At 61.0% G+C, this 19,937-nt stretch carries 13 protein-coding genes and 1 pseudogene; 9 read left to right on the top strand and 5 right to left on the bottom strand.

The window, feature by feature from the left end; genetic code table 11:
* The first annotated feature begins 57 nt into the window (after window positions 1-57).
* The 5 genes from KRR38_RS31120 (at window position 58) to KRR38_RS31100 (ending at window position 12,200) form a co-directional block, all read left to right on the top strand.
* Window positions 58-633, top strand: a complete 576-nt coding sequence (locus tag KRR38_RS31120; RefSeq protein WP_217407701.1) for a hypothetical protein — start codon at window positions 58-60, stop codon at window positions 631-633.
* Window positions 630-1,253, top strand: coding sequence for a uracil-DNA glycosylase family protein (locus KRR38_RS31115; protein WP_309141221.1), 624 nt, complete (start codon window positions 630-632; stop codon window positions 1,251-1,253). Before KRR38_RS31120 ends, KRR38_RS31115 begins: the two co-directional genes overlap by 4 nt.
* 67 nt (window positions 1,254-1,320) lie before the next feature.
* Complete coding sequence (locus KRR38_RS31110) at window positions 1,321-1,800, top strand: DUF488 family protein (RefSeq protein WP_254515795.1); 480 nt, start codon at window positions 1,321-1,323, stop codon at window positions 1,798-1,800.
* A gap of 1,122 nt (window positions 1,801-2,922) precedes the next feature.
* On the top strand, window positions 2,923-3,639 hold the full coding sequence (locus KRR38_RS31105) for a sigma-70 family RNA polymerase sigma factor (RefSeq protein ID WP_309141220.1): 717 nt from the start codon (window positions 2,923-2,925) through the stop codon (window positions 3,637-3,639).
* Window positions 3,636-12,200: a GH36-type glycosyl hydrolase domain-containing protein gene (locus KRR38_RS31100; RefSeq protein WP_217407700.1), complete on the top strand. Its 8,565-nt coding sequence runs from the start codon at window positions 3,636-3,638 to the stop codon at window positions 12,198-12,200. Before KRR38_RS31105 ends, KRR38_RS31100 begins: the two co-directional genes overlap by 4 nt.
* A gap of 340 nt (window positions 12,201-12,540) precedes the next feature.
* Here KRR38_RS31100 and KRR38_RS31095 read toward each other — a convergent pair whose 3' ends face one another.
* The 5 genes from KRR38_RS31095 to KRR38_RS31075 all read right to left on the bottom strand — a co-directional run bounded on the left by KRR38_RS31095 (window position 12,541) and on the right by KRR38_RS31075 (window position 16,819).
* A complete protein-coding gene (locus KRR38_RS31095) occupies window positions 12,541-12,846 on the bottom strand; it encodes an alkylphosphonate utilization protein (RefSeq protein ID WP_254515794.1) in 306 nt (101 codons plus the stop codon).
* A 166-nt stretch (window positions 12,847-13,012) separates the two neighbouring features.
* Entirely contained in the window at window positions 13,013-13,522 is a 510-nt protein-coding gene (locus KRR38_RS31090) for a DUF1275 family protein (RefSeq protein ID WP_217407698.1), read from the bottom strand.
* A gap of 33 nt (window positions 13,523-13,555) precedes the next feature.
* Window positions 13,556-14,767: a beta-ketothiolase BktB gene (gene bktB / locus KRR38_RS31085; RefSeq protein WP_217407845.1), complete on the bottom strand. Its 1,212-nt coding sequence runs from the start codon at window positions 14,765-14,767 to the stop codon at window positions 13,556-13,558.
* Window positions 14,768-14,825: 58 nt separating this feature from the next.
* Complete coding sequence (locus tag KRR38_RS31080) at window positions 14,826-16,499, bottom strand: SulP family inorganic anion transporter (protein WP_217407844.1); 1,674 nt, start codon at window positions 16,497-16,499, stop codon at window positions 14,826-14,828.
* Window positions 16,499-16,819, bottom strand: a complete 321-nt coding sequence (locus KRR38_RS31075; RefSeq protein WP_217407697.1) for a helix-turn-helix domain-containing protein — start codon at window positions 16,817-16,819, stop codon at window positions 16,499-16,501. Before KRR38_RS31075 ends, KRR38_RS31080 begins: the two co-directional genes overlap by 1 nt.
* Before the next feature lie 555 nt (window positions 16,820-17,374).
* On the opposite strand from KRR38_RS31075, the gene KRR38_RS31070 reads away from it, so the two are divergent.
* The 4 genes and pseudogenes from KRR38_RS31070 to KRR38_RS31060 all read left to right on the top strand — a co-directional run bounded on the left by KRR38_RS31070 (window position 17,375) and on the right by KRR38_RS31060 (window position 19,877).
* A complete protein-coding gene (locus KRR38_RS31070) occupies window positions 17,375-18,973 on the top strand; it encodes a phosphoenolpyruvate carboxykinase (RefSeq protein ID WP_217407696.1) in 1,599 nt (532 codons plus the stop codon).
* Window positions 18,921-19,181: pseudogene (locus tag KRR38_RS37540) on the top strand (hypothetical protein); the annotation flags it as partial. The gene KRR38_RS31070 and the pseudogene KRR38_RS37540, both read left to right, overlap by 53 nt.
* A 79-nt stretch (window positions 19,182-19,260) precedes the next feature.
* The gene (locus KRR38_RS37535) at window positions 19,261-19,458 is read left to right on the top strand and encodes a DUF983 domain-containing protein (RefSeq protein ID WP_309141219.1); all 198 of its coding nucleotides are present in this window, start codon (window positions 19,261-19,263) and stop codon (window positions 19,456-19,458) included.
* Window positions 19,455-19,877, top strand: coding sequence for a GNAT family acetyltransferase (locus tag KRR38_RS31060; RefSeq protein ID WP_217407695.1), 423 nt, complete (start codon window positions 19,455-19,457; stop codon window positions 19,875-19,877). Before KRR38_RS37535 ends, KRR38_RS31060 begins: the two co-directional genes overlap by 4 nt.
* Window positions 19,878-19,937 lie beyond the last annotated feature (60 nt).

The raw sequence follows: 19,937 nt of genomic DNA, 5'->3' as shown, positions 1-19,937 counted from the left end.
GATCATGGCCTGCTCTTGATCCCCGAGTTTCACACGCTGCGAATTGAAGGAGTGATGATGGAAAGCGCTCAGGTGGCCGACGTGTCGCGGGAGGCGGTTGGCATTTTCCACAGTTCGCAAGGACTGCAGGACGCGATAGATGACTTGTTGATGTCGGGCTTTCACCGTGCCGATCTTAGCCTCCTCGCCAGTGCGAAGACCGTGGAGGAGAAGATGGGTCATCGATATTCCAGGGTAGATCTGCTGGCCGACGATCCAAACGTCCCCCGAGCCGCATTCGTATCGACCGAGGCAATCGGCGATGCGGAGGGCGGTATCATCGGAGGTCTCGTCTATGTGGGAGCGATCGCTGCAGTTGGCGCTATCGTGGCGACCGGTGGAACAATGCTTGCCGTCATCGCCGGCGCAGCGATTGCCGGGGGTGCTGGCGGCCTGATTGGTTCGGTGCTCGCCAGACGTCTAGGCGACCACCATGCGCAGTACCTGGAGGAGCAGATTGTACGCGGCGGCCTGTTGCTGTGGGTACGCGTCTCGGACCCGGCCAGTGAAGAGCGGGCACTGGCTATTCTCAAGAAACAATCTGCGGACAAGGTTCATATCCACATGTTGCCGCGTGACGCGGACGGCTCGTGACCGATTGTGAAGCCTTGTTGGCGGAAGTACGGGCTTGCCGGGCGTGCGGTGATCTCCTGCCGCTTGGCCCCCGACCTGTTTTGCAAATGTCTGCGAGCGCGCGGATCCTGATCGCGAGCCAGGCCCCGGGCACAAAGGTTCACGCGACCGGTATCCCCTTTTCCGATCCGTCGGGCGATCGGTTGCGCCAATGGATGGGGCTTACTTCAGATCAATTCTACGATGCCGCCAACATTGCCATTGTTCCCATGGGGCTTTGCTATCCGGGGCGCGCGAGCAGCGGCGATGCACCGCCACGCCCGGAATGCGCGCCGTTATGGCGGAAGCGGCTACTTGCACTAATGCCGGACCTGCGCCTCACTCTCCTGGTCGGAAGCTACGCTCAAAACTATGTGCTGGGAAACGGTGCGATGACTGACCGGGTCCGCGATTTCGCGAGCTACCTCCCGCGGTGGTTTCCGCTTCCGCACCCCTCTTGGCGCTCCCAAATCTGGATGCGCAAACATCCTTGGTTCGAGGAGACCGTGCTTCCAGCGCTGCGCGCGCAAATTCGGCCAATAGAGCCGGCACTGGAAGACGCCGAAGAACCTGATCATAATGCGCAATTCGCGAGAGGTTGAACAGTCAATGCCCCCGCCAATGCCCATTTTCACCATCGGCCACTCCACAAGATCGCTAGGAGACTTCATGGATCTGCTAAAGGTCGGCGAGGTTACAAACGTTGTCGACGTCCGCACTATCTCGCGCTCCCGGACGAATCCCCAGTATAACGCCGATACCTTGCCAGCCGCCCTTGCTGCCGGTCGGATTGAATACAGCAAAATTCATGAGCTGGGCGGACTACGCAAGAGATCCAAAACCGTTGCGCCTGATGTAAATGGCTTCTGGATCAATCCGAGTTTTCACAATTATGCCGACTACGCTTTGTCGGCCGAGTTTCGGACAGGACTGGATAGCCTAATCGAAATTGCCTGCGGCGGCCGGTGCGCAATTATGTGCGCTGAGGCGGTGTGGTGGCGATGCCATCGCAGGATCATCGCTGATTACCTCCTTCATAGGGAGCAGAAGGTGTTTCACCTGATGGGGACTTCGGAAGCGAAGCCCGCGCTTATGACCCCTGCCGCGCGGGCCGACGTGCTCGGCCTAGTTTACCCCGCTGTTCCCTGACTGAATTCCCGCGCCTAGATAGCGTGCTCGACGGCCGCCTCTCCATCGCCAAATAGCCCTTGAACGATCGCCGCAGCATCGTTCTGGATCGCTTTAGATGGTCGGCGCCGGATACCGTGCGGTCGGCATCGGTGTCGTTGGCGACAGCTAGATCTAACCGATCGAGCAGCCGATCAAACGGGTCATCGCGTAGTGCGACGAGCAATCCATCCGGATCCTGCCGTCCCAGTCATCTGTTATGAACTCGAATGTGGGGTCGATCCTTCTCTCGACGATTGTGGCATCGAGGCCATATCTGTCGACGATCTCGGCCCAGTAGGCTGGACCGGCTCCCCCCCAGAGGGTCGATACTAAGCCTGAGTCCTGACGCTGCGATCGCGTTCATGTCGATTACCTGGGATGAGTTTCGAATGGCCGAGCCCCGATGGCCCGATGTGCCGAAATGGACGCGCGGTGACGGTTTCGACAGGTCTGGAGCCGAAGTAGAATAGGCGTCGCGAGTGCTTTCGGGCTCATCAGCTCGGCGGCACCCAGAAATTTCCCAACTATTGGGGAACACGCATTCATATCACTATTTTTCATTTCAAAGAAAAATAATATTCACTTGCTTCATAATAATAGCAAGCCGATGGTGGTCAATACAATAAGGATTTGAAGGCGATTTCCTGATCAATTGCCGCGCTCATTTAGGAAAAACCGAGCAATCGGAGTTGGATAGGCGCGCGATTTAGACTGCTCTACTGTTCGATGCCTGAGAGCTCATTGGCGAGCAGAACCTCGGGGCTCAGGCTTTGAAGCGGTAACCGCGACGATCGCAATGGGCTCTAAGTGGTTCGGACCAGGCCTTCGCAACACTTCGCTGGACGGACAGCATTGATCCTGGGTCCGGCGCGCTCCGTGGCGACACTCGATGCTTTCTTCATCGGGTGCGCGTTTGAAGGGAGACCTCATGTTCGCTTGCTCTGGCCCCAGAACTCGCCGCGCTATCATCTCCATGGCAGCTAGCTTCTCCGAGATCCGTTTGAATCTCGGTGCAATGTGCCATGTCCAAATCCAGGAGGGTCCGCCGCCGCCAAATGCGCTGGCGATCACCTGCTTTGGTGCGCGATCCGGGAACTGGGTGTGATCGTGGGGGCGAAGCCTCGCCGCGACGCCTGTGCCGACCTTCAACTGGCCGCAGCCGACAGCCATCCCGATGAAGCAGAGTTGCGTCTCGTCATGCAACGCAATGACCGGCAATTTTTTCGTGCTGCATTGCGGATTTTGGGAAATCGCGAAGACGCCGAAGATGCCGTGCAAAGCGCCTATCTCAGCGCCATTGCGGCAATCGGGAGCTTCGCGGGAAGATCGACGCTATCCACGTGGCTGACCCGTATCGTCATCAACGCGGCGCTTGCACAAGTTCGCATGCGCCGCCGGCGGCGAGCGTGGCTTCATGATGATCCAGTCTCGCTGCTCGAAAGCTACCGCGAGCACCTGATGCGCGGATCGGTGACGGCCTCTCCCGAGCGCGCCCTCGCATGTCGCCAGATCAAGCAACTCATCGACGACGCGATCGACCAGTTGCCCGTCCCATTTCGCACGGTCTTCGTGCTGCGTCAGATTGAGGAACGCGAAGTTGGCGAAGTCGCCCAGGCGCTCGGCATTAACCCTGCAACGGTGAAGACCCGGCATCTGCGTGCACGGAAGCGGCTTCAGCGCGTGCTGGCCTCCACGTTCGGGAGCGGATTGGCAGGCATATTCCTGTTTGCTGGTGAGGCTCATGAGCAAGCGGCCGGCCGGTTGCCGGGGATCTCAAGACAGGGCGCTTGGAATGAGACTGATGGGAGGACCGCATGAGCCAGGAGCGCAGGGACACCAATTCAGCACAACCTTTTGCGTCAACTGGTCCCTGGCACTTCCTTGGCAGGGCGATGCCCAAACCTCCATGGAATGACACGGCAGCCATCCGCGAGGTGATCTTCAGTGTCGAGCGCATGGAAGAGCACGCACGCAGTCTGGCCCAGGCCCAGGTTGTAAAGCCGCATCGGCAATTGGGTCATCCACTGCTCGACCGTTTGGCCGCGAATGAAACAAGCCTCATCCATTCCTATCGAGCAATCCTTGCAGCCGTCGTCGACAAGGCAGCCATCACACCCGCGGCAGAATGGCTCATCGACAATTTCCACCTTGTCGAACGGCAAATCCGAGAAATCCGGCTGGATCTTCCGCCTCGATATTATCGACAATTGCCGAAGCTGGCCGATGGTCCGTTTCAGGGTCTGCCAAGGGTATTCGGCTTAGTCTGGTCTTTCGTCGCCCACACCGACAGCCGTTTCGATAGCAACACCTGGTGTGCCTATATTGATGCGTATCAGCAGGTACAGCCGCTGACGATCGGCGAGCTATGGGCTTCGGCCATCACCTTGCGCATTATCCTGATCGAGAACTTGCGGCGGATCGCCGAGCGTATAGTCTACAGTCGCGACGAACGTCGCATCGCTGACGATATCGCAGATCGATTGTTGGGCATCTCGGCCTCCGACCAGTTGGAGGGAGCCCTCATCGAAGAACTCGGCTCGTCCCCTCCATCCGATGCCCTGGCGCTGCAATTGATCCATCGGCTTAGGGATCAGAGTCCCGCCCTTACCGCCATGCTTGGCCGCCTCGATGAGCGGCTCGCGGCGGACGGGAGAACGATGGACAGCGCGATCCACGATGAGCAGCAAAGGCAGATCGCGGCCAATGTCACCGTACGCAATATCATTACAAGTATGCGGCACATCTCGGACGTGGACTGGGCGGTTCTCTTCGAACGTGTTTCTCTGGTTGATGTCGTGCTCGCCAAGAGCTGCGATTTCGCCGAGATGGATTTCGCGACACGCAATCTCTATCGAACTTCCATCGAGCAACTCGCTCGCGGATCGGGCCGGAACGAACTGGATGTTGCGCAACACGCTGTCAACGTGGCAGCGGGCGCGGTCGAACCGCGGCGTAAGGATCCCGGCTACTACCTGACCGCCGAAGGCCGGCCCGTTTTCGAAACGATTCTTGGTTTTCGACCCTCATTGTGGGCATTGGTCAACCGCGCCTATCGTGCCCTTGGGGTCGGCGGTTATGCCGGTGCGGGTGCACTCGTCGCGCTTTTGCTGCTCGGCTTTCCTGTCCTTTTCCATGTCGAAGCCAACATGGGCTGGCTGTTGCTCGGCGTCCTCGGGCTGTTGGGCGCGGTGCCAGCGATCGATTCGGCGGTATCGCTCGTCAACCAGATCGTTACCCACCAGTTCGGCGCAACCCAGATTCCTGGTCTCGAACTCCGCAAGGGAGTGCCGGAGCCGTTGCGGACGATGGTGGTCGTGCCGACGATGCTAACCCGCGTCGAGAAGGTTCTCGAGCAGGTTGAACAGTTGGAAATCCACCATCTCGCGAGTGTGGGCGGCGACATTCAGTTCGCGCTTCTCTCAGACTGGTGTGATGCGGCAAGTGAGACTGTCGAGGGTGACGACAAATTATTGCGAGCAGCGGTTGACGCAATCGCTGGCTTGAACCGCAAGTATGCGCCGGCGCCCGGTGGCGAAAGGTTCTTGCTGCTCCATCGCCGCCGAGTCTGGAATGAAAGCCAGCGTCAGTGGATCGGTTGGGAGCGCAAACGCGGCAAGCTTCATGAGCTCAACCGTCTGCTTCGAGGAGCAAAAGACACAACGTTCATAACGCTCGATGGACGGTCGCCGACCGCACCAGAGGGCGTTCGCTATGTCATCACGTTGGATGCCGATACTCGAGTGCCTCCCGACACGGTCCGGAAGCTGATCGGCAAGATGGCGCATCCATTAAATCAACCGATTGTCGACCCCGTCAGGCGCCGCGTCACCGAGGGCTATACTATCCTTCAGCCCAGAGTGACCCCGGATCTTCCGTTGGGCGAGGAAGGCTCGGTCTATCAGCGCGTCTTTTCCAGTCCGAGCGGCATCGATCCATACTCTGCTGCCGTTTCTGACGTGTATCAGGATCTGTTCGGTGAAGGATCTTACGCAGGCAAGGGCATCTATGCGCTCGACGCGTTCGAGACCGTGCTCGCCGATCGAGTGCCCGATTCAACTTTGCTCAGCCATGACTTGTTCGAGGGCGTGTTTGCTCGTGCGGGTCTTGCCTCCGATGTCGAGGTCGTCGAAACTTTTCCGGCACGCTATGACGCCGCATCGCTGCGATACCATCGCTGGGCTCGCGGCGACTGGCAATTGCTACCCTGGATCCTCGGGTTCAGTCCGCTCCTCGGCAAGTCCCGGAGCATGCCCGCCCGAATGCCGGCCAGCGGTCGCTGGAAGATGGTCGACAATCTGCGTCGGTCCGTCACGTCGTTGACCTGCATTCTCGCGCTTTTCGCGGGATGGACTTTGCCGTTCCAGGCTTCGGTCGTCTGGACGTTATTCTTCCTTGCCATGATCGCCTTGCCAAGTTTGTCCCCGGTCCTCGCCTCGGCATGGACCCGGCATCCCGGCATCCCAACTCGCGTTCATTTCGCGAGAATCCTGGGGGATCTGGGCAGCGCGCTCGTGCAAATCCTCTTGATCATCGTGCTCCTCGCGCACCAGGCCTGGCTCATGGCCGACGCGGTCATTCGAACCCTGCTGCGACTGTTTGTTACCCGTCGCAATCTCCTGCAATGGACCCCAGCGGCGCAGGCGAGCATCGGCCGCGATCCCACGATCACCACCTACTATCACTGGATGATAGGCGCAGTCTTGACTGGTGCGACCGCAATTGCAGGCACGCTCTACTTTGGCGGTGGCACCGTATATCTGGCTCTGCCCTTTGGGGTGCTCTGGATCGCTTCTCCGGCAGTCGCGAAATGGGTGAGCCAACCCTCACCTGCGTTCGCAGAACGTGAACTAGAGGACTCGGACCGACAGGCGCTCAGGCTCACCGCACGACGAACCTGGCGCTATTTCGAGACGTTTGTGACGCCGAGCGATCACATGCTTCCGCCGGACAATTTCCAGGAAGTCCCATCTCCGGTCCTCGCGAGGCGCACGTCTCCGACCAACATCGGACTCTACCTCTTGTCGGCCGCTAGCGCGCACGACTTCGGCTGGGTGGGCACGCTCGATACGATCGAGCGCCTCGAGGCGACGATGTCAACCATGGCTAAGCTCGACCGATACCGCGGGCATTTTTACAACTGGTACGATACGGAAAGCCTCCGCGCTCTCGACCCCCAGTATGTGTCGTCGGTCGATAGCGGCAATCTTGCAGGGCACCTTATCGCGCTCGCCGGCGCATGCGAGGACTGGTGCACGCGGCAGCTCGACGATGAGCGGCGGCTCGCCGGCATTTCCGACGCACTCTCGCTCCTGCGCGAAGAGATCGAAACGCTGCGGGACCGCCGCCGCACCGAAACCGTCACCTGGGATCAGCTCGACGAGACCCTCGCTACCGTTGCCGGCCAAATGAGCCAACCCTCGGCCGGCGATGAAACACTCGCCGCCCGTCTCGGGCGGCTCGCGGGACCGGCAGAACTCTTGGTCGATCTTGCCAAAGCGTTCGCAGCTGAGAGAGGCGAGGATACCGAGGACATTCTCTTCTGGGCGCGGGCGGTATGCCATTCGATCGTCAGCCACCGGCGCGACACTGAAACCAAAGTCGATGTGGTTGTGCGCCTGGCGGCTCTCGCCCGCGAGGCACGGGACATAGCATCGGCGATGGAGTTCGGCTTCCTTCTGAACGATGAGCGCCAACTGCTTTCTATCGGCTTCATCATGCGCGACGGCGCTTTGGACGAAAGCTGCTACGACCTTCTGGCTTCAGAAGCCCGTTTGGCAAGCTTCGTCGCAATCGCCAAGGGCGATCTTCCTGCCCGTCATTGGTTCCGACTTGGGCATGCCGTTACGCCGGTCGCCGGTGGTGCGGCCTTGATGTCTTGGTCCGGCTCGATGTTCGAATATCTCATGCCCGCTTTGATAATGCGCGCGCCCAGCGAAAGCATTATTGGGCGAACCAATCGCGCTGTAGTCCGGAAGCAGATCGAATACGGCCGGAAACTGGCGACGCCCTGGGGAATATCCGAATCCGCCTATAATGCGCGCGACCTCGAGCACACCTATCAATATTCCAACTTTGGCATTCCGGACCTTGGCCTTAAACGAGGCCTGAGTGAAGAGGCCGTCATCGCGCCTTATGCGACAGCGCTCGCGGCAGTAATCGATCCGGTCGCTGCGGCACGTAACTTCTCGCGGCTGAAAGCTTACGATGCCCGCGGCCGTTTCGGATTTTTCGAAGCGCTAGACTTCACACCACGTCGCTTGCTCGACGATCAGAAGGTTGCGGTTGTCCGCGCATTCATGGCCCATCACCAGGGAATGACAGTTGTCGCCATCGCCGATGCCTTGCTTGGCGGTTTGATGCGCGAGCGCTTCCATGCCGAACCGATCGTGCGCGCAACCGAACTGCTGCTCCACGAGCGAATGCCTCGCGAAATTGCAACCGCACCGGCATGGGCGAGCGATTCCAAGCCCGATACCCGCATTCGCGAATTCGAGGCGTCGGCACAATGGCGAGATGCTGACCCGCACGCCCTCTCTCCTGTCACCCATCTTCTTTCCAATGGGCGCTATAGTGTCATGCTTACCGCAGCCGGATCGGGCTACAGCCGCTGTCGGGAACTCTCAGTGACCCGTTGGCGCGAAGATGCGACCTGCGACAATTGGGGCTCGTTCATCTATTTGCGCGACGTGGAGAGCGATCTCCTGTGGTCCGCCACCTACCAGCCGACGAGCGTGCGACCGGATGAATATTCGGTCGCGTTCAGTGAGGAGCGCGCGACATTTTCGCGCCAGGACGGCAGTCTTCACACAACGCTCGAGGTCGTCGTTTCGACGGAGGACGACGCCGAAGTCCGGCGTCTGACGCTCGCCAATAATGGCAGGCGACCAAGAGAGGTCGAAGTCACGTCCTACGCCGAGATCGCGCTCGCACCGCAGGCGGCAGACAATGCCCATCCAGTGTTCTCGAAACTCTTTGTCGAAACCGAATATGTAGCGCGCTTGGGTGCTATCCTGGCTACTCGCCGCCACCGATCGTCAGACGAGCCCGAAATTTGGGCAGCGCATCATTCGGTCACTTCGAACGAAGGTGTCGGAAAGGCGGAGTTTGAGACAGACCGGGCTCGTTTCCTGGGCCGAGGGCTCGGCGTACGGACCCCGGCAGCGGTAATCGACGGTCGTCTTCTCGCTCAGTCGACGGGCGCAGTGCTCGATCCCGTCTTTGTCCTGCGCCGAAGGGTGCGCCTGGCACCAGGAGCAGCCGTCCATATCGATTTCTGGACATTGGTGGCCGGTTCTCGAGAAGACCTGATCGACGTCATCGACAAGACAAACGACGTCAGCGCATTCGACCGGGCGGTGACGCTCGCGTGGACCCAGTCGCAGGTGGAGCTTCATCATCTCGGCATCGACCGGGATGAGGCCGGGGCGTTCCAACGCCTGGCAGGACGTCTCCTCTATGCCGGCCCGACGCTTCGCCCATCCTCGGAGGTAATTGTCCGCGGCGCCGGGCCACAGTCGGGCCTCTGGCCACAAAGCATCTCGGGCGACCTGCCGATCATCCTTCTGCGCATTGCCAACATTGAGGATATCCGGATCGTCCACCAACTGCTGCAGGCCATGGAATATTGGCGTGCTCGCAGGCTCGAGGTGGACCTCGTGATCCTGAACGAACGGGCTTCGTCTTACGTCCAGGACTTGCAGACAACGATTGAGGCCACGTTGCGCGCGAGCCAAGCCCGGCGGCCAACCACTGTAGAGGGCGCGACAGGTCAGGTGTTCGTGCTGCGCGCTGATCTGGTTCCGCCCGAAACATGCGCGTTATTGGCATCGGTTGCGAGGGTGCGGCTTACGGGTGATGGAGGCGGGCTCGCCGAACAACTCGGTCGGCTCAAGGAGACCATGGCCCCGTCGCGCCCCGCGCGGAAAGTCGTAGCTCGCGGGTCGCAGCCGCGCATGGCAGCCGGCCCCAAACTGGAATTCTTCAATGGTGTTGGCGGGTTTGCCGATGAAGGGCGAGAGTATACGATTACACTTGGCCCGGGTCAGTCCACTCCGGCGCCGTGGATCAATGTGATAGCAAACCAGGAATTCGGCTTCCAGATTTCGGCCGAGGGCTGCGGCTTTAGTTGGTCGGTGAACAGCCGCGAGCATCAACTGACGCCATGGTCGAACGATCCCGTGACCGACGCCCCTGGTGAGGTGATATACCTGCGTGATGAGGATTCCGGTGAACTCTGGACACCCACTGCACTGCCGATACGCAACGACGCCGGCATCTATGTGGCCCGGCATGGTTGGGGGTACAGCCGGTTTGATCATGAAGTGCATGGAATAGCCTCGGAGCTACTCGTTTACGTGCCAATCGCCGATCCGGTTAAGATCACCCGGCTCAAGCTTCGTAATACCACGAATAGACCACGGCGTTTGTCGATCACGGCCTATGTCGAATGGGTGCTGGGAACGTCCCGCGCGGCGTCAGCACCCTTCGTCATCACTGAGATCGCTCCGAAACTGCGCGCGATGTTCGCCCGCAATCCATGGAACGCGGCCTTCGCCCGGCGGGTAGCGTTTCTTGATATGAGGGGGCGTCAAACGAGTTGGACCGGCGATCGCCGTGAGTTCATCGGTCGCAACGGCTGCCTGTCGGATCCCATCGCGCTGTCTAACGAAAGCGAACTCTCCGGCGCGGTCGGAGCCGGGTTCGATCCATGCGGTGCCATGGCGACGATCGTCGATCTCCCGCCGGGTGCTGAAACCGAGATTGTGATTCTGTTGGGCGACGCGGCCGACCCGGAACACGCCTCCGCGCTCGTCACACGCTATCGAAATGTGGATCTAGACAAGGTGCTCGACGATGTTCGCGGGCAGTGGGAGGATCTGCTCAGCGTGGTCCAGGTCAAGACGCCCGATCGCTCGATGGACGTCATGCTCAATGGCTGGTTGCTGTACCAGACAATCGCTTGTCGTCTTTGGGCGCGCTCAGGGTTCTACCAGGCTAGCGGCGCTTACGGCTTTCGCGATCAACTCCAGGACGGCATGGCGCTCGCTCCGATCCGCCCCTCCTTGACCCGCGAGCATTTGATACGGGCCGCGGGCCGCCAATTTCCCGAAGGCGATGTGCAGCACTGGTGGCTACCGCACTCAGGACAAGGCGTTCGCACTCGGATCTCCGACGACAGGCTTTGGCTCGCCTTTTGCGTTGCTCACTACCTCGAGACCACGGGCGATGCCTCGCTGCTCGAAGAGGCCATTGCCTTCCTCGAAGGGCCGAGCCTGAAAGATGACCAGCACGACAGCTTCTTCGCCCCAACTGTTTCGGACCGAATGGGCAGCCTCTACGAGCATTGCGCGCTCGCTTTGGACGCGAGTCTCGATCGAGGTGTTCATGGCCTCCCCTTGATTGGAGGCGGCGACTGGAACGATGGCATGAATCGGGTGGGCGAGCAGGGAAAGGGAGAAAGCGTATGGCTAGCCTGGCTGTCTCACATGTCCCTGACGAGATTTGCAGAGATAGCGCAAGCGCGCGGCGACACTGAACGAGCCTCCCACTGGCGCGCCGAGGCCTCGACGCTGCAGAAGGCGATCGAGCGTGAGGCTTGGGACGGCGGTTGGTATCTGCGGGCTTGGTTCGACGATGGCACGGCCATCGGTTCGGCGGCCAATGACGAATGCCGGATCGACTCTATCGCGCAGTCCTGGGCGGTCATGTCAAACGTCGCAAATCCGGAGCGCGCACGGCGTGCCATGGCAGCGGTGGAGCGCGAGTTGATACGGAGCGATGACGGTCTGTCCTTGTTATTCACCCCACCCTTCGACCGGACCTCTCACGATCCAGGCTACATCAAGGGATATCCGCCCGGTATCCGCGAAAATGGCGGCCAGTACACGCATGGTGCAATCTGGTCGATCATCGCGTTAGCTCGCCTCGGCGAAGGCGAAAAAGCGGCCGGTCTCTTCTCGATGCTCAATCCGATCAACCACGCCCGCAACCGTGCCGACCTGCGTCGGTACAGGGTGGAACCCTATGTGGTTGCAGCCGATGTCTATGCCGCTGCAGATCATTTGGGGCGTGGCGGATGGACTTGGTACACGGGCTCGGCTGCATGGCTGTATCGTGCCGGAATTGAAGAGATTCTGGGCTTGCGGGTGCGCGGCTCATCACTTGTTCTGAATCCCTGCATTCCGGTCGGATGGCCGGGCTTCGAGATTGCCCTGCGCCGAGGATCGACGCGTTTCGACATCCGCGTCGAAAACCCCGACGGCGTCGTTCAAGGCATTGCTAAGGCGATGATGGATGACGCTCCTATCATGGGGCGGCCGCTCTCCTTCGACCTGCCCGATGACGGCAAGAGGCATAAGATTCTGGTCACGATGGGTTGAACGACTTCGAGCGCATTCGCCGGTTCTGTAGAACACTCGAAGGAACCTGATCCAGCCAGCCCCACCAATGAGCAGAGGGAGTATGAGGCGGCCGCGCACTTACGGCTAACTGCCCGCATATTTTTCAGGTGCGTTGCGCGGGAAAATCGTGGCGTCAAAGTGGCCCACTGTCCGGCAGCGCGGCCAGGAACGGCGCATCAACTTGCCTCTCGATGTAGCAGCCCAGCGTACAATAATCGATGACGAGGACTGTACGCACCTACGCTCCAACGGCAAAACCAATCTGAGCCGCGCCGTCTCCCTTTCCAATAGCCGTAGCCGGATCTGCCTGGGCAGCGCTTCAGTTGCGCTTCTTCACGAATTCGGCCCTGAGCACCAAGTCTTTGATCCCTTCATAGCGACAATCGATCTCCTGCGGATCGCCGGTTAGCCTGATCGACCTAATCAAGGTGCCGCGCTTCAGCGTCTGGCCCGCTCCTTTGACAGTGAGATCCTTCAAGAGCGTGACTTGATCGCCGTCGGACAAGAGGTTTCCGACCGCATCGCGCACTTCGACATCCGCGCCCGCGTCCGTCGTCCGTAGTTGGCTTGCAGGAACCCAGTCTCCAGACTCTTCATCGAACACGTAGTCTTCGTCACTCATCATGCACTCCTTCCATTTCGGGCCTGCCTCATTAGGCGGACAGGCCCCTCTCGATCGCCCCAGCCTGAAGAGCGAGCAAGGCCGCTCCAAGCGATGCGATCGCGAGAGCCCATTCGCCCGTACCGATCGAAGCCATCGTTCCCGCGATGGCGCCACCGACGAAGCAGAGTCAGAACACCGAGTGGCTACCGATCGATCCTGATTTTCCGTCAATCCAGCGCGAGCCCAACGCTTCGCCCAAGCGGACCATCTGCGCTGATGCGAACATGCCTTCGTGAAGACGGTGCGGATCCCGCTCGAGAACACAATGAAAACCTCCGGCAGCAGCGGCCAAAATTGCCAGGGAGGAATAGAAACCGCCGGCTTCAAGACACAGGAAGGCGATGAACAGCGCAGGCAGCAGGGCGGTCAGAATGGCGGTACGGCGCCAGCGCCGGAGCCGGTACGCGCACAGCGTCGTGAGAATGACCCCAACGAGAAAGCTCCTCAGCGCTGTCGCCGCGAGCTGGAGCGACCGACCGCCGGCAAGCTCTACGCCAAGGATCGTGGCGTTCGCGTCAGGGGAAGACAGATATACGCGTCCAAACGCCAGAAAACCCGCGGCGTCGATGAACCCGGCTAAGGCCGCCAAGCTGCGGGCTAGCGGAACAAGCGCGCGCTCAGCGCGCGCGGTCTCCAATGTCCCGGGCCCCGGCGAAAGCAGCGAAACTGGTCAATGCCTGGCATAGTCTGTGTCTGCCCGCGGCAATCGCTCGATGACAAGCGCTATACCTTGCCCGCCGCCGATGCACATCGTGACGAGACCATAGCGGCCACCGATGCGCTCAAGTTCATACATCGCCTTGATCGTTATGATAGCGCCGGTCGCGCCAACCGGATGGCCAAGCGCGATACCGCTTCCGTTCGGGTTTACCTTGTCGGGATCGAAGCCGAGAAGCTTGGCGACGGCACAGGCTTGCGCGGCAAAGGCTTCATTCGCTTCGATCACGTCCATGTCGGCAAGCGTCAAGCCGCAGCGATTGAGCGCGATCGGCACCGCCTCGACAGGGCCCAACCCCATGACCTCGGGCGCCACGCCCGCATGGCCCCAGCCGACGACGCGCGCCCTGGGCTCCAGCCCGTGGCGCGCGGCTGCGTCAGCCGATGCGAGCACCAAAGCGGCCGCCCCGTCATTGATCCCGCTCGCATTCCCTGCGGTCACCGTGCCGTTCTCCTGTCGGAAAATCGGCTTTAGCGCTTGCAACGCGGCGTGAGAAAGCTCGGTACGGACATGTTCGTCCAGCGCGAACTGTACCGGTCCATCCTTGCCCCGGACGTCGACAGGAACGATCTGCGCCTCGAACCAGCCCTCGGCCTGCGCGATGGCCGCGCGCCGATGACTTTCGGCCGCCAGTTCGTCCTGCATCTGACGCGTGATCGAATAGCGATCGGCCACGTTCTCCGCCGTGACCCCCATGTGGCCGGCCCCGAACGGGTCGTTGAGCGTGGCGTTCATCGCGTCGATCATGACGCCGTCGCCCATGCGCCGACCCCAGCGCATCGTTTTGACGACGTGCGGCGACTGGCTCATGCTCTCGACGCCGCCGGCAACCGCAAATTCACACTCGCCCAGCTTGATCATCTGCGCAGCGGAGATCAGCGCCTGCACGCTCGAACCGCATAAACGATTGAGCGTCAAGGCCGGCGTGCGGTCGGGAATCCCCGCCGCAATCGCCGCGATGCGGGAGACATAAGCATCCCGTGGTTCGCTCTGGATCACCTGGCCAAGCACAACGTGACCTATTTGAGCGGGGCTCAGACCTGCTCGCTTGATGGCTTCCGAGATAACAATCCGGCCCAGCTCCGAAGGGGCAATGTCTTTGAGGCTTCCGCCGAAGTCGCCGATCGCGGTGCGAGCGGCGGCGAGAATTACAACGTCCTGCAACATCGGTCCTTCCTTATGAGTACAAATCGTATCGTTCGCGTCGAGCTTGCGCGCGCTATCAAGCGGGATTGGTATAACTCGCATCGAGAAGGTCCCGCGCGAGGGCCTGTGCGGCGGCATAATCGGCGGCATAGAAGAGCTTCTCGGACCCCTGGCCAAGATGAACGCGCTCAAGCATCGACCTGGGCTGCGGTTGCACACCCGACAGGATAACCCTGGCGCCGGCGACCCGCGCTTGCTCGATGAACTCCTCAAGTGTCCGAACGCCGCTGGCATCGAGCAGCGGGACCAGCCGCATGCGCAAGATGATAGCCCTGGGAGACTCGCCGAGCCGGCGCAGGGTGTCGAGCAGCTCACCCGCGACGCCGAAGAAGAATGGACCGTTGATCCGAAAGACCTCGACCCCTGCAGGCAAGGTATCGCGCTGGTGGACGTCTTCGGAATCGAGATCGATGTCCTTGCCGTTGCTGGTATCGACCTCGACCGCTTCGGCCATGCGCGCCATGAACAGCAGTGAGGCCAAGGTGACGCCAACACCGATGGCGACCGTCAAGTCCACCAGGACCGTCAGACCGAAGGTCAGGAGAAGAACCGAGCGGTCGCTGTTGGGCATGCGGAGCAGCGCCAGAAACCGCTCGTACTCGCTCATGCCCCAGGCAACCATGAAGAGGATCGCCGCCAAGGCGGCCATCGGTACATAGGCCATGAGATCGGTGGCAAACAGGATGAACAGCAGCAGGAAGACGGCGTGCATGATGCCCGCAACCGGCGTCTTCGCGCCCGAGCGAATATTGGTCGCGGTCCGCGCGATCGCACCGGTAGCCGGAAGCCCGCCGAACAGCGCCGAGCCCAGGTTTGCAACGCCCTGCCCGATCAGCTCCTGGTTGGAGCGATGGCGCGTCCCGGCCATGCCATCCGCCACCACGGCCGACAGCAGAGCCTCGATCCCCGCGAGGAAGGCGATGGTGAAAGCCGAAGGCAGGACCGCATTGATCTTTGCGAGCGAGATTTCGGGCAAGGACGGCATGGGCAGGCCCGGCGGAATTTCGGGAAAGCGCGAGCCGATCGTGTCCACCGGCAGCTTGAGCAGGGCCACGGCCACAGAGGTGACGACCACAGCTATCAGGAAACCGGGCAGCTTGGGCGCAAGCTTGCGCAGCGCGATGATGATCGCGAGAGCGCCCACGCCAACCGCCACGGTGGCCCCGCTGGTTGTCGCTATCGCATCGAGATAGGCTTCCCATTTGGGAATGAAATCAGCCGGCACCTTGTCGATCGACAGCCCCAGGAAATCCTTCACCTGGCTCGAGGCGATAATCACGGCAATGCCAGCGGTGAAACCAGTCACCACGGGGTGAGGGATATATTTGATGAGCTGCCCGAAGCGGAAGACTCCCGCGAGAATCAGGATAAGCCCGGCAAGCAGCGTTGCGATGAGCAGTCCGTCATAGCCGTGCTTGGCGATGACATTGAAAATTACGACGACAAAGGCACCGGTGGGACCACCCACCTGAACCCGCGAGCCGCCAAGGGCAGAGATTAGAAATCCCGCCACGACTGCCGTGACGAGGCCCTTGTCCGGCGAAGCGCCGCTGGCGATACCCAGCGCCATCGCGAGCGGCAGCGCCACGATCGCGACTGTCAGTCCTGCAATGGCATCGGCCCGGAGGAGGCGAGAAGAATAGCCCTCGCGAAGCACCGTCGCGAGCTTGGGCCCGAAGGCCGCCTGCATCACCGCTCGGTCTCCCGCTCCGCCACCTTGTCATAGAGAAGCGACGAACCACGCGCGCCCCGGACGCCGCTCGCGGTTTCGCGTAGCCGAACCCCTCGCCCAACGCCCGTGCTTGGCGCGTTCTCGCCGAGTAGCTCAATGCCAGCACCCTCGAGCGCGGTGATGACCTTCACCAGCGTGTCGACGATCCCCCTCACCTGCCCCTCCGACGCTTCCATCCGCTGTATGGTCGGAAGCGAGAGGCCGGCGAGTTCGGCAAGCTGGCGCTGATCCAGACCGAGAAGGGCACGGGCGGCTCGCAATTGCTGTGATGTGATCATTGTCACTCCTGATGTATAATACATCAAATATCACTATTAACAATCTATCAGTGCGTTGTATATATGCATTATGCCAATCGTTGAATCATCTGGATGCGGGCAAGACCCTGCCGATTTGAGCAGCTCCCGCGCTCAGATGAGCGGCTTCAACGCCCATCTGCGCCTTATGCCCCAGGCTCCGGATGAGTATCGCGTGGTGCTGACCTTCCATCACGGCGATGGACAGCTTTGCGAAGCCGCCCTCACGCCCCTGGAAGCCTCCATGCTCCTGTCGGAGATAGCGCATGTCCTGGAGGAAGGAGATCGTCGGGCTATCCGATCAGAAGCAGGGCGGGACGCGACATGATCGAAGACAAGAGGCGCAGTCGCAAGCTTCGAAATCGTGGGACCGGCATGGCGCCGAGATCCTCGTCAGCGCTTGCGGCCTCGGACACGCCGGCAAAACCCGATCGGCCCCGGCGTCCGAAGCTTAGTCTCAAGCTCCCCGTGGACGTGCCGCCAGGCAACGTCTGATTCCTTGATCTTCCCTAACAGAACCGAGAGGCCTCGCATACAATGACGCTGACATTCACCGTTCCTGACATCAGGATCAAAGCCGGCGAGAGGCTCCACGAGAACCGCGATACGCCCGCGTTGACCGAGATCGCGTTGCGACGCGGCGAAGGCCGGCTGTCCGAGCATGGCGCTCTGGTGGTCGAGACCGGACAGCACACCGGGCGCTCCGCGCAGGACAAGTTCATCGTGCGCGACGTGCTCACCAAGGATGACGTCTGGTGGGGCGCGTCGAACAAGCCCATGAGGGGAGAGGCCTTCGCCAATCTGCGGGCGGATTTCCTGCAGCACCTCGCAACGCTCGATGATGTTTTCGTCCAAGATCTTTTTGGCGGATCGCAGGCGGAATATCGCGTGGGTGTGCGCGTCGTCACCGAACTCGCCTGGCATTCGCAGTTCGTGCGGACCATGCTGGTGCGTCCTACGCAAGACGAGCTCCTGCATTTCACGGCCGACTATACGATTATCGATCTGCCTAGCTTCCGTGCCGATCCGGAACGCCACGGCTGCCGGTCGCAAACCGTGGTCGCTGTCGATTTCATGCACCGGCTGATCCTGATCGGCGGCACCGGCTATGCTGGCGAAATGAAGAAGGCCGTGTTCTCGGTCCTGAACTTTGTCTTGCCCGAGCGCGGCGTCATGCCGATGCACTGCTCGGCGAACATCGGCCCAGCGGGCGACACGGCAATATTCTTCGGTCTGTCGGGCACCGGCAAGACCACGCTTTCCGCCGACGCCTCGCGCACGCTCATCGGCGATGACGAACATGGCTGGTCGGATACCGCCGTCTTCAACTTCGAGGGCGGATGCTATGCCAAGATGATCCGCCTCTCGGCCGAGGCCGAGCCCGAGATCTACGCGACGACCCGCCGGTTCGGGACCATCCTGGAAAATGTCGTCATGGATCCGGAGACGCGAGCCCTAGACCTCGACGATGCCTCGCTCGCCGAGAATAGCCGCGGCGCCTATCCGATCGACTTCATCCCCAATGCCTCCGCCGACAATATGGGGCCGGTTCCGAAGAACATCATCATGCTGACGGCGGATGCCTTCGGAGTGCTGCCGCCGATCGCGAAGCTCACGCCCGAGCAGGCGATGTACCATTTTCTCTCTGGCTATACCGCAAAGGTCGCCGGTACCGAGCTCGGCGTGACCGAGCCGGAGGCGACATTCTCGACCTGCTTCGGCGCACCGTTCATGCCCCGTCACCCGAGCGTTTACGGCAATCTGCTCCGCAAACGCATCGCCAAGGGCGGTGCCGACTGCTGGCTGGTCAACACGGGCTGGACCGGCGGACAATACGGAACGGGATCGCGCATGCCGATCAAGGTGACGCGAGCACTGCTCAATGCGGCGCTTTCGGGCAAGCTCAACCAAGCGCGGTTCCGCACCGATCCCAATTTCGGGTTCGAGGTTCCGATCGAAGTGGACGGCGTCGAGACCCGCATTCTTGACCCGCGGGCGACCTGGGCCGATGCTGACAGCTACGACCAAGCTGCACGCGGTCTTGCTGACCGCTTCCGGCGCAATTTTACGCAATTTGTCGCACATGTCGACGAAAGCGTGCGCGCAGCCGCTCCGCCTGGTGTGTTCGATGCCTGATCTCATGGCATCACCGTTTGACCACTTGCCAACGAAGCCCGAAACCGTGTCCGACCCACAAACCATCACTCCCGCGGCGCCACCCGTCCTGCCCGCTTCGGCGGTGGAGGCCATGGCCCGGGGCGCGCGGGGCCATTGTCCCCGGTGCAAGGAAACGAAGCTCTTTCTTCGTTTCCTCAAGCCGCGGCCGCGCTGTCCGAATTGCGGGCAGGACTGGTCTCATCAACAGGCAGATGATTTCCCCCGCATACGTCTCGATCCTGATAACCGGACACCTCTTGGCCCCATTGATCATTGCGCTCGTTCGCGATGCGGAATTGTCGGTCGCCGCTCTGGTTGCAATCGTGATGCCTCTTGCGATGATTTTGATGATCGCGCTGCTGCAGCCGGCCAAGGGCGCGATCATCGCCCTGCAATGGTGGTTCGGCATGCACGGATTCCAAAAGGAGCGCCCGGCGCCGGTCGACGAGGAGACCGGATCATGATCGAGGTGCGGCCGTTGGCGAGTTCGGAAGTTGACGAGGCGGTGAAGCTTTGGGACGCTTGCGACTTGACCCGCCCCTGGAACGATCCGGTTGCCGATGCCCAGCGGGCGCTCAACGGGCCAACGTCCACGATCATCGGCGCGTTTGCCAGTGGTCACCTGATCGGCACTGCGATGACCGGTTGGGACGGTCATCGCGGGTGGATCTATAACCTGGGTGTCGAAGGCGATTTTCGCAGATGGGGGCTTGGCCGAAAACTAGCCCGAGCCTGCGAGGATTGGCTGGCACAGTACGCCCCCGCCAAGATCCAATTGATGGTTCGTCCCGACAACGACGAGGCCGCGCGATTCTACAACGCCATTGGCTATGAAGAAGAGACGTTTCGCGTTTTTTCTCGGCGGTCTTCGAAGCGAGCATGACGGGTGAATTCGGCCACCCCAGCATCCGCTCTCCCGCATGCTGGCGACGGCGGGCTGTTA

This window comes from Novosphingobium sp. G106 (assembly GCF_019075875.1).
Taxonomy (GTDB): domain Bacteria; phylum Pseudomonadota; class Alphaproteobacteria; order Sphingomonadales; family Sphingomonadaceae; genus Novosphingobium.
Note: the sequence above shows the minus strand (reverse complement) of the source record. Positions and strands in the feature narration are given on the sequence as shown.

Coding starts and splice junctions, on each gene's coding strand:
- KRR38_RS31075 (WP_217407697.1), bottom strand. CDS start 16,819: ATGATCACATCACAGCAATTGCGAGCCGCCCGTGCCCTTCTCGGTCTG.
- KRR38_RS31060 (WP_217407695.1), top strand. CDS start 19,455: ATGATCGAGGTGCGGCCGTTGGCGAGTTCGGAAGTTGACGAGGCGGTG.
- KRR38_RS31120 (WP_217407701.1), top strand. CDS start 58: ATGGAAAGCGCTCAGGTGGCCGACGTGTCGCGGGAGGCGGTTGGCATT.
- KRR38_RS31070 (WP_217407696.1), top strand. CDS start 17,375: ATGACGCTGACATTCACCGTTCCTGACATCAGGATCAAAGCCGGCGAG.
- KRR38_RS31110 (WP_254515795.1), top strand. CDS start 1,321: ATGGATCTGCTAAAGGTCGGCGAGGTTACAAACGTTGTCGACGTCCGC.
- KRR38_RS31100 (WP_217407700.1), top strand. CDS start 3,636: ATGAGCCAGGAGCGCAGGGACACCAATTCAGCACAACCTTTTGCGTCA.
- KRR38_RS31095 (WP_254515794.1), bottom strand. CDS start 12,846: ATGATGAGTGACGAAGACTACGTGTTCGATGAAGAGTCTGGAGACTGG.
- KRR38_RS31080 (WP_217407844.1), bottom strand. CDS start 16,499: ATGCAGGCGGCCTTCGGGCCCAAGCTCGCGACGGTGCTTCGCGAGGGC.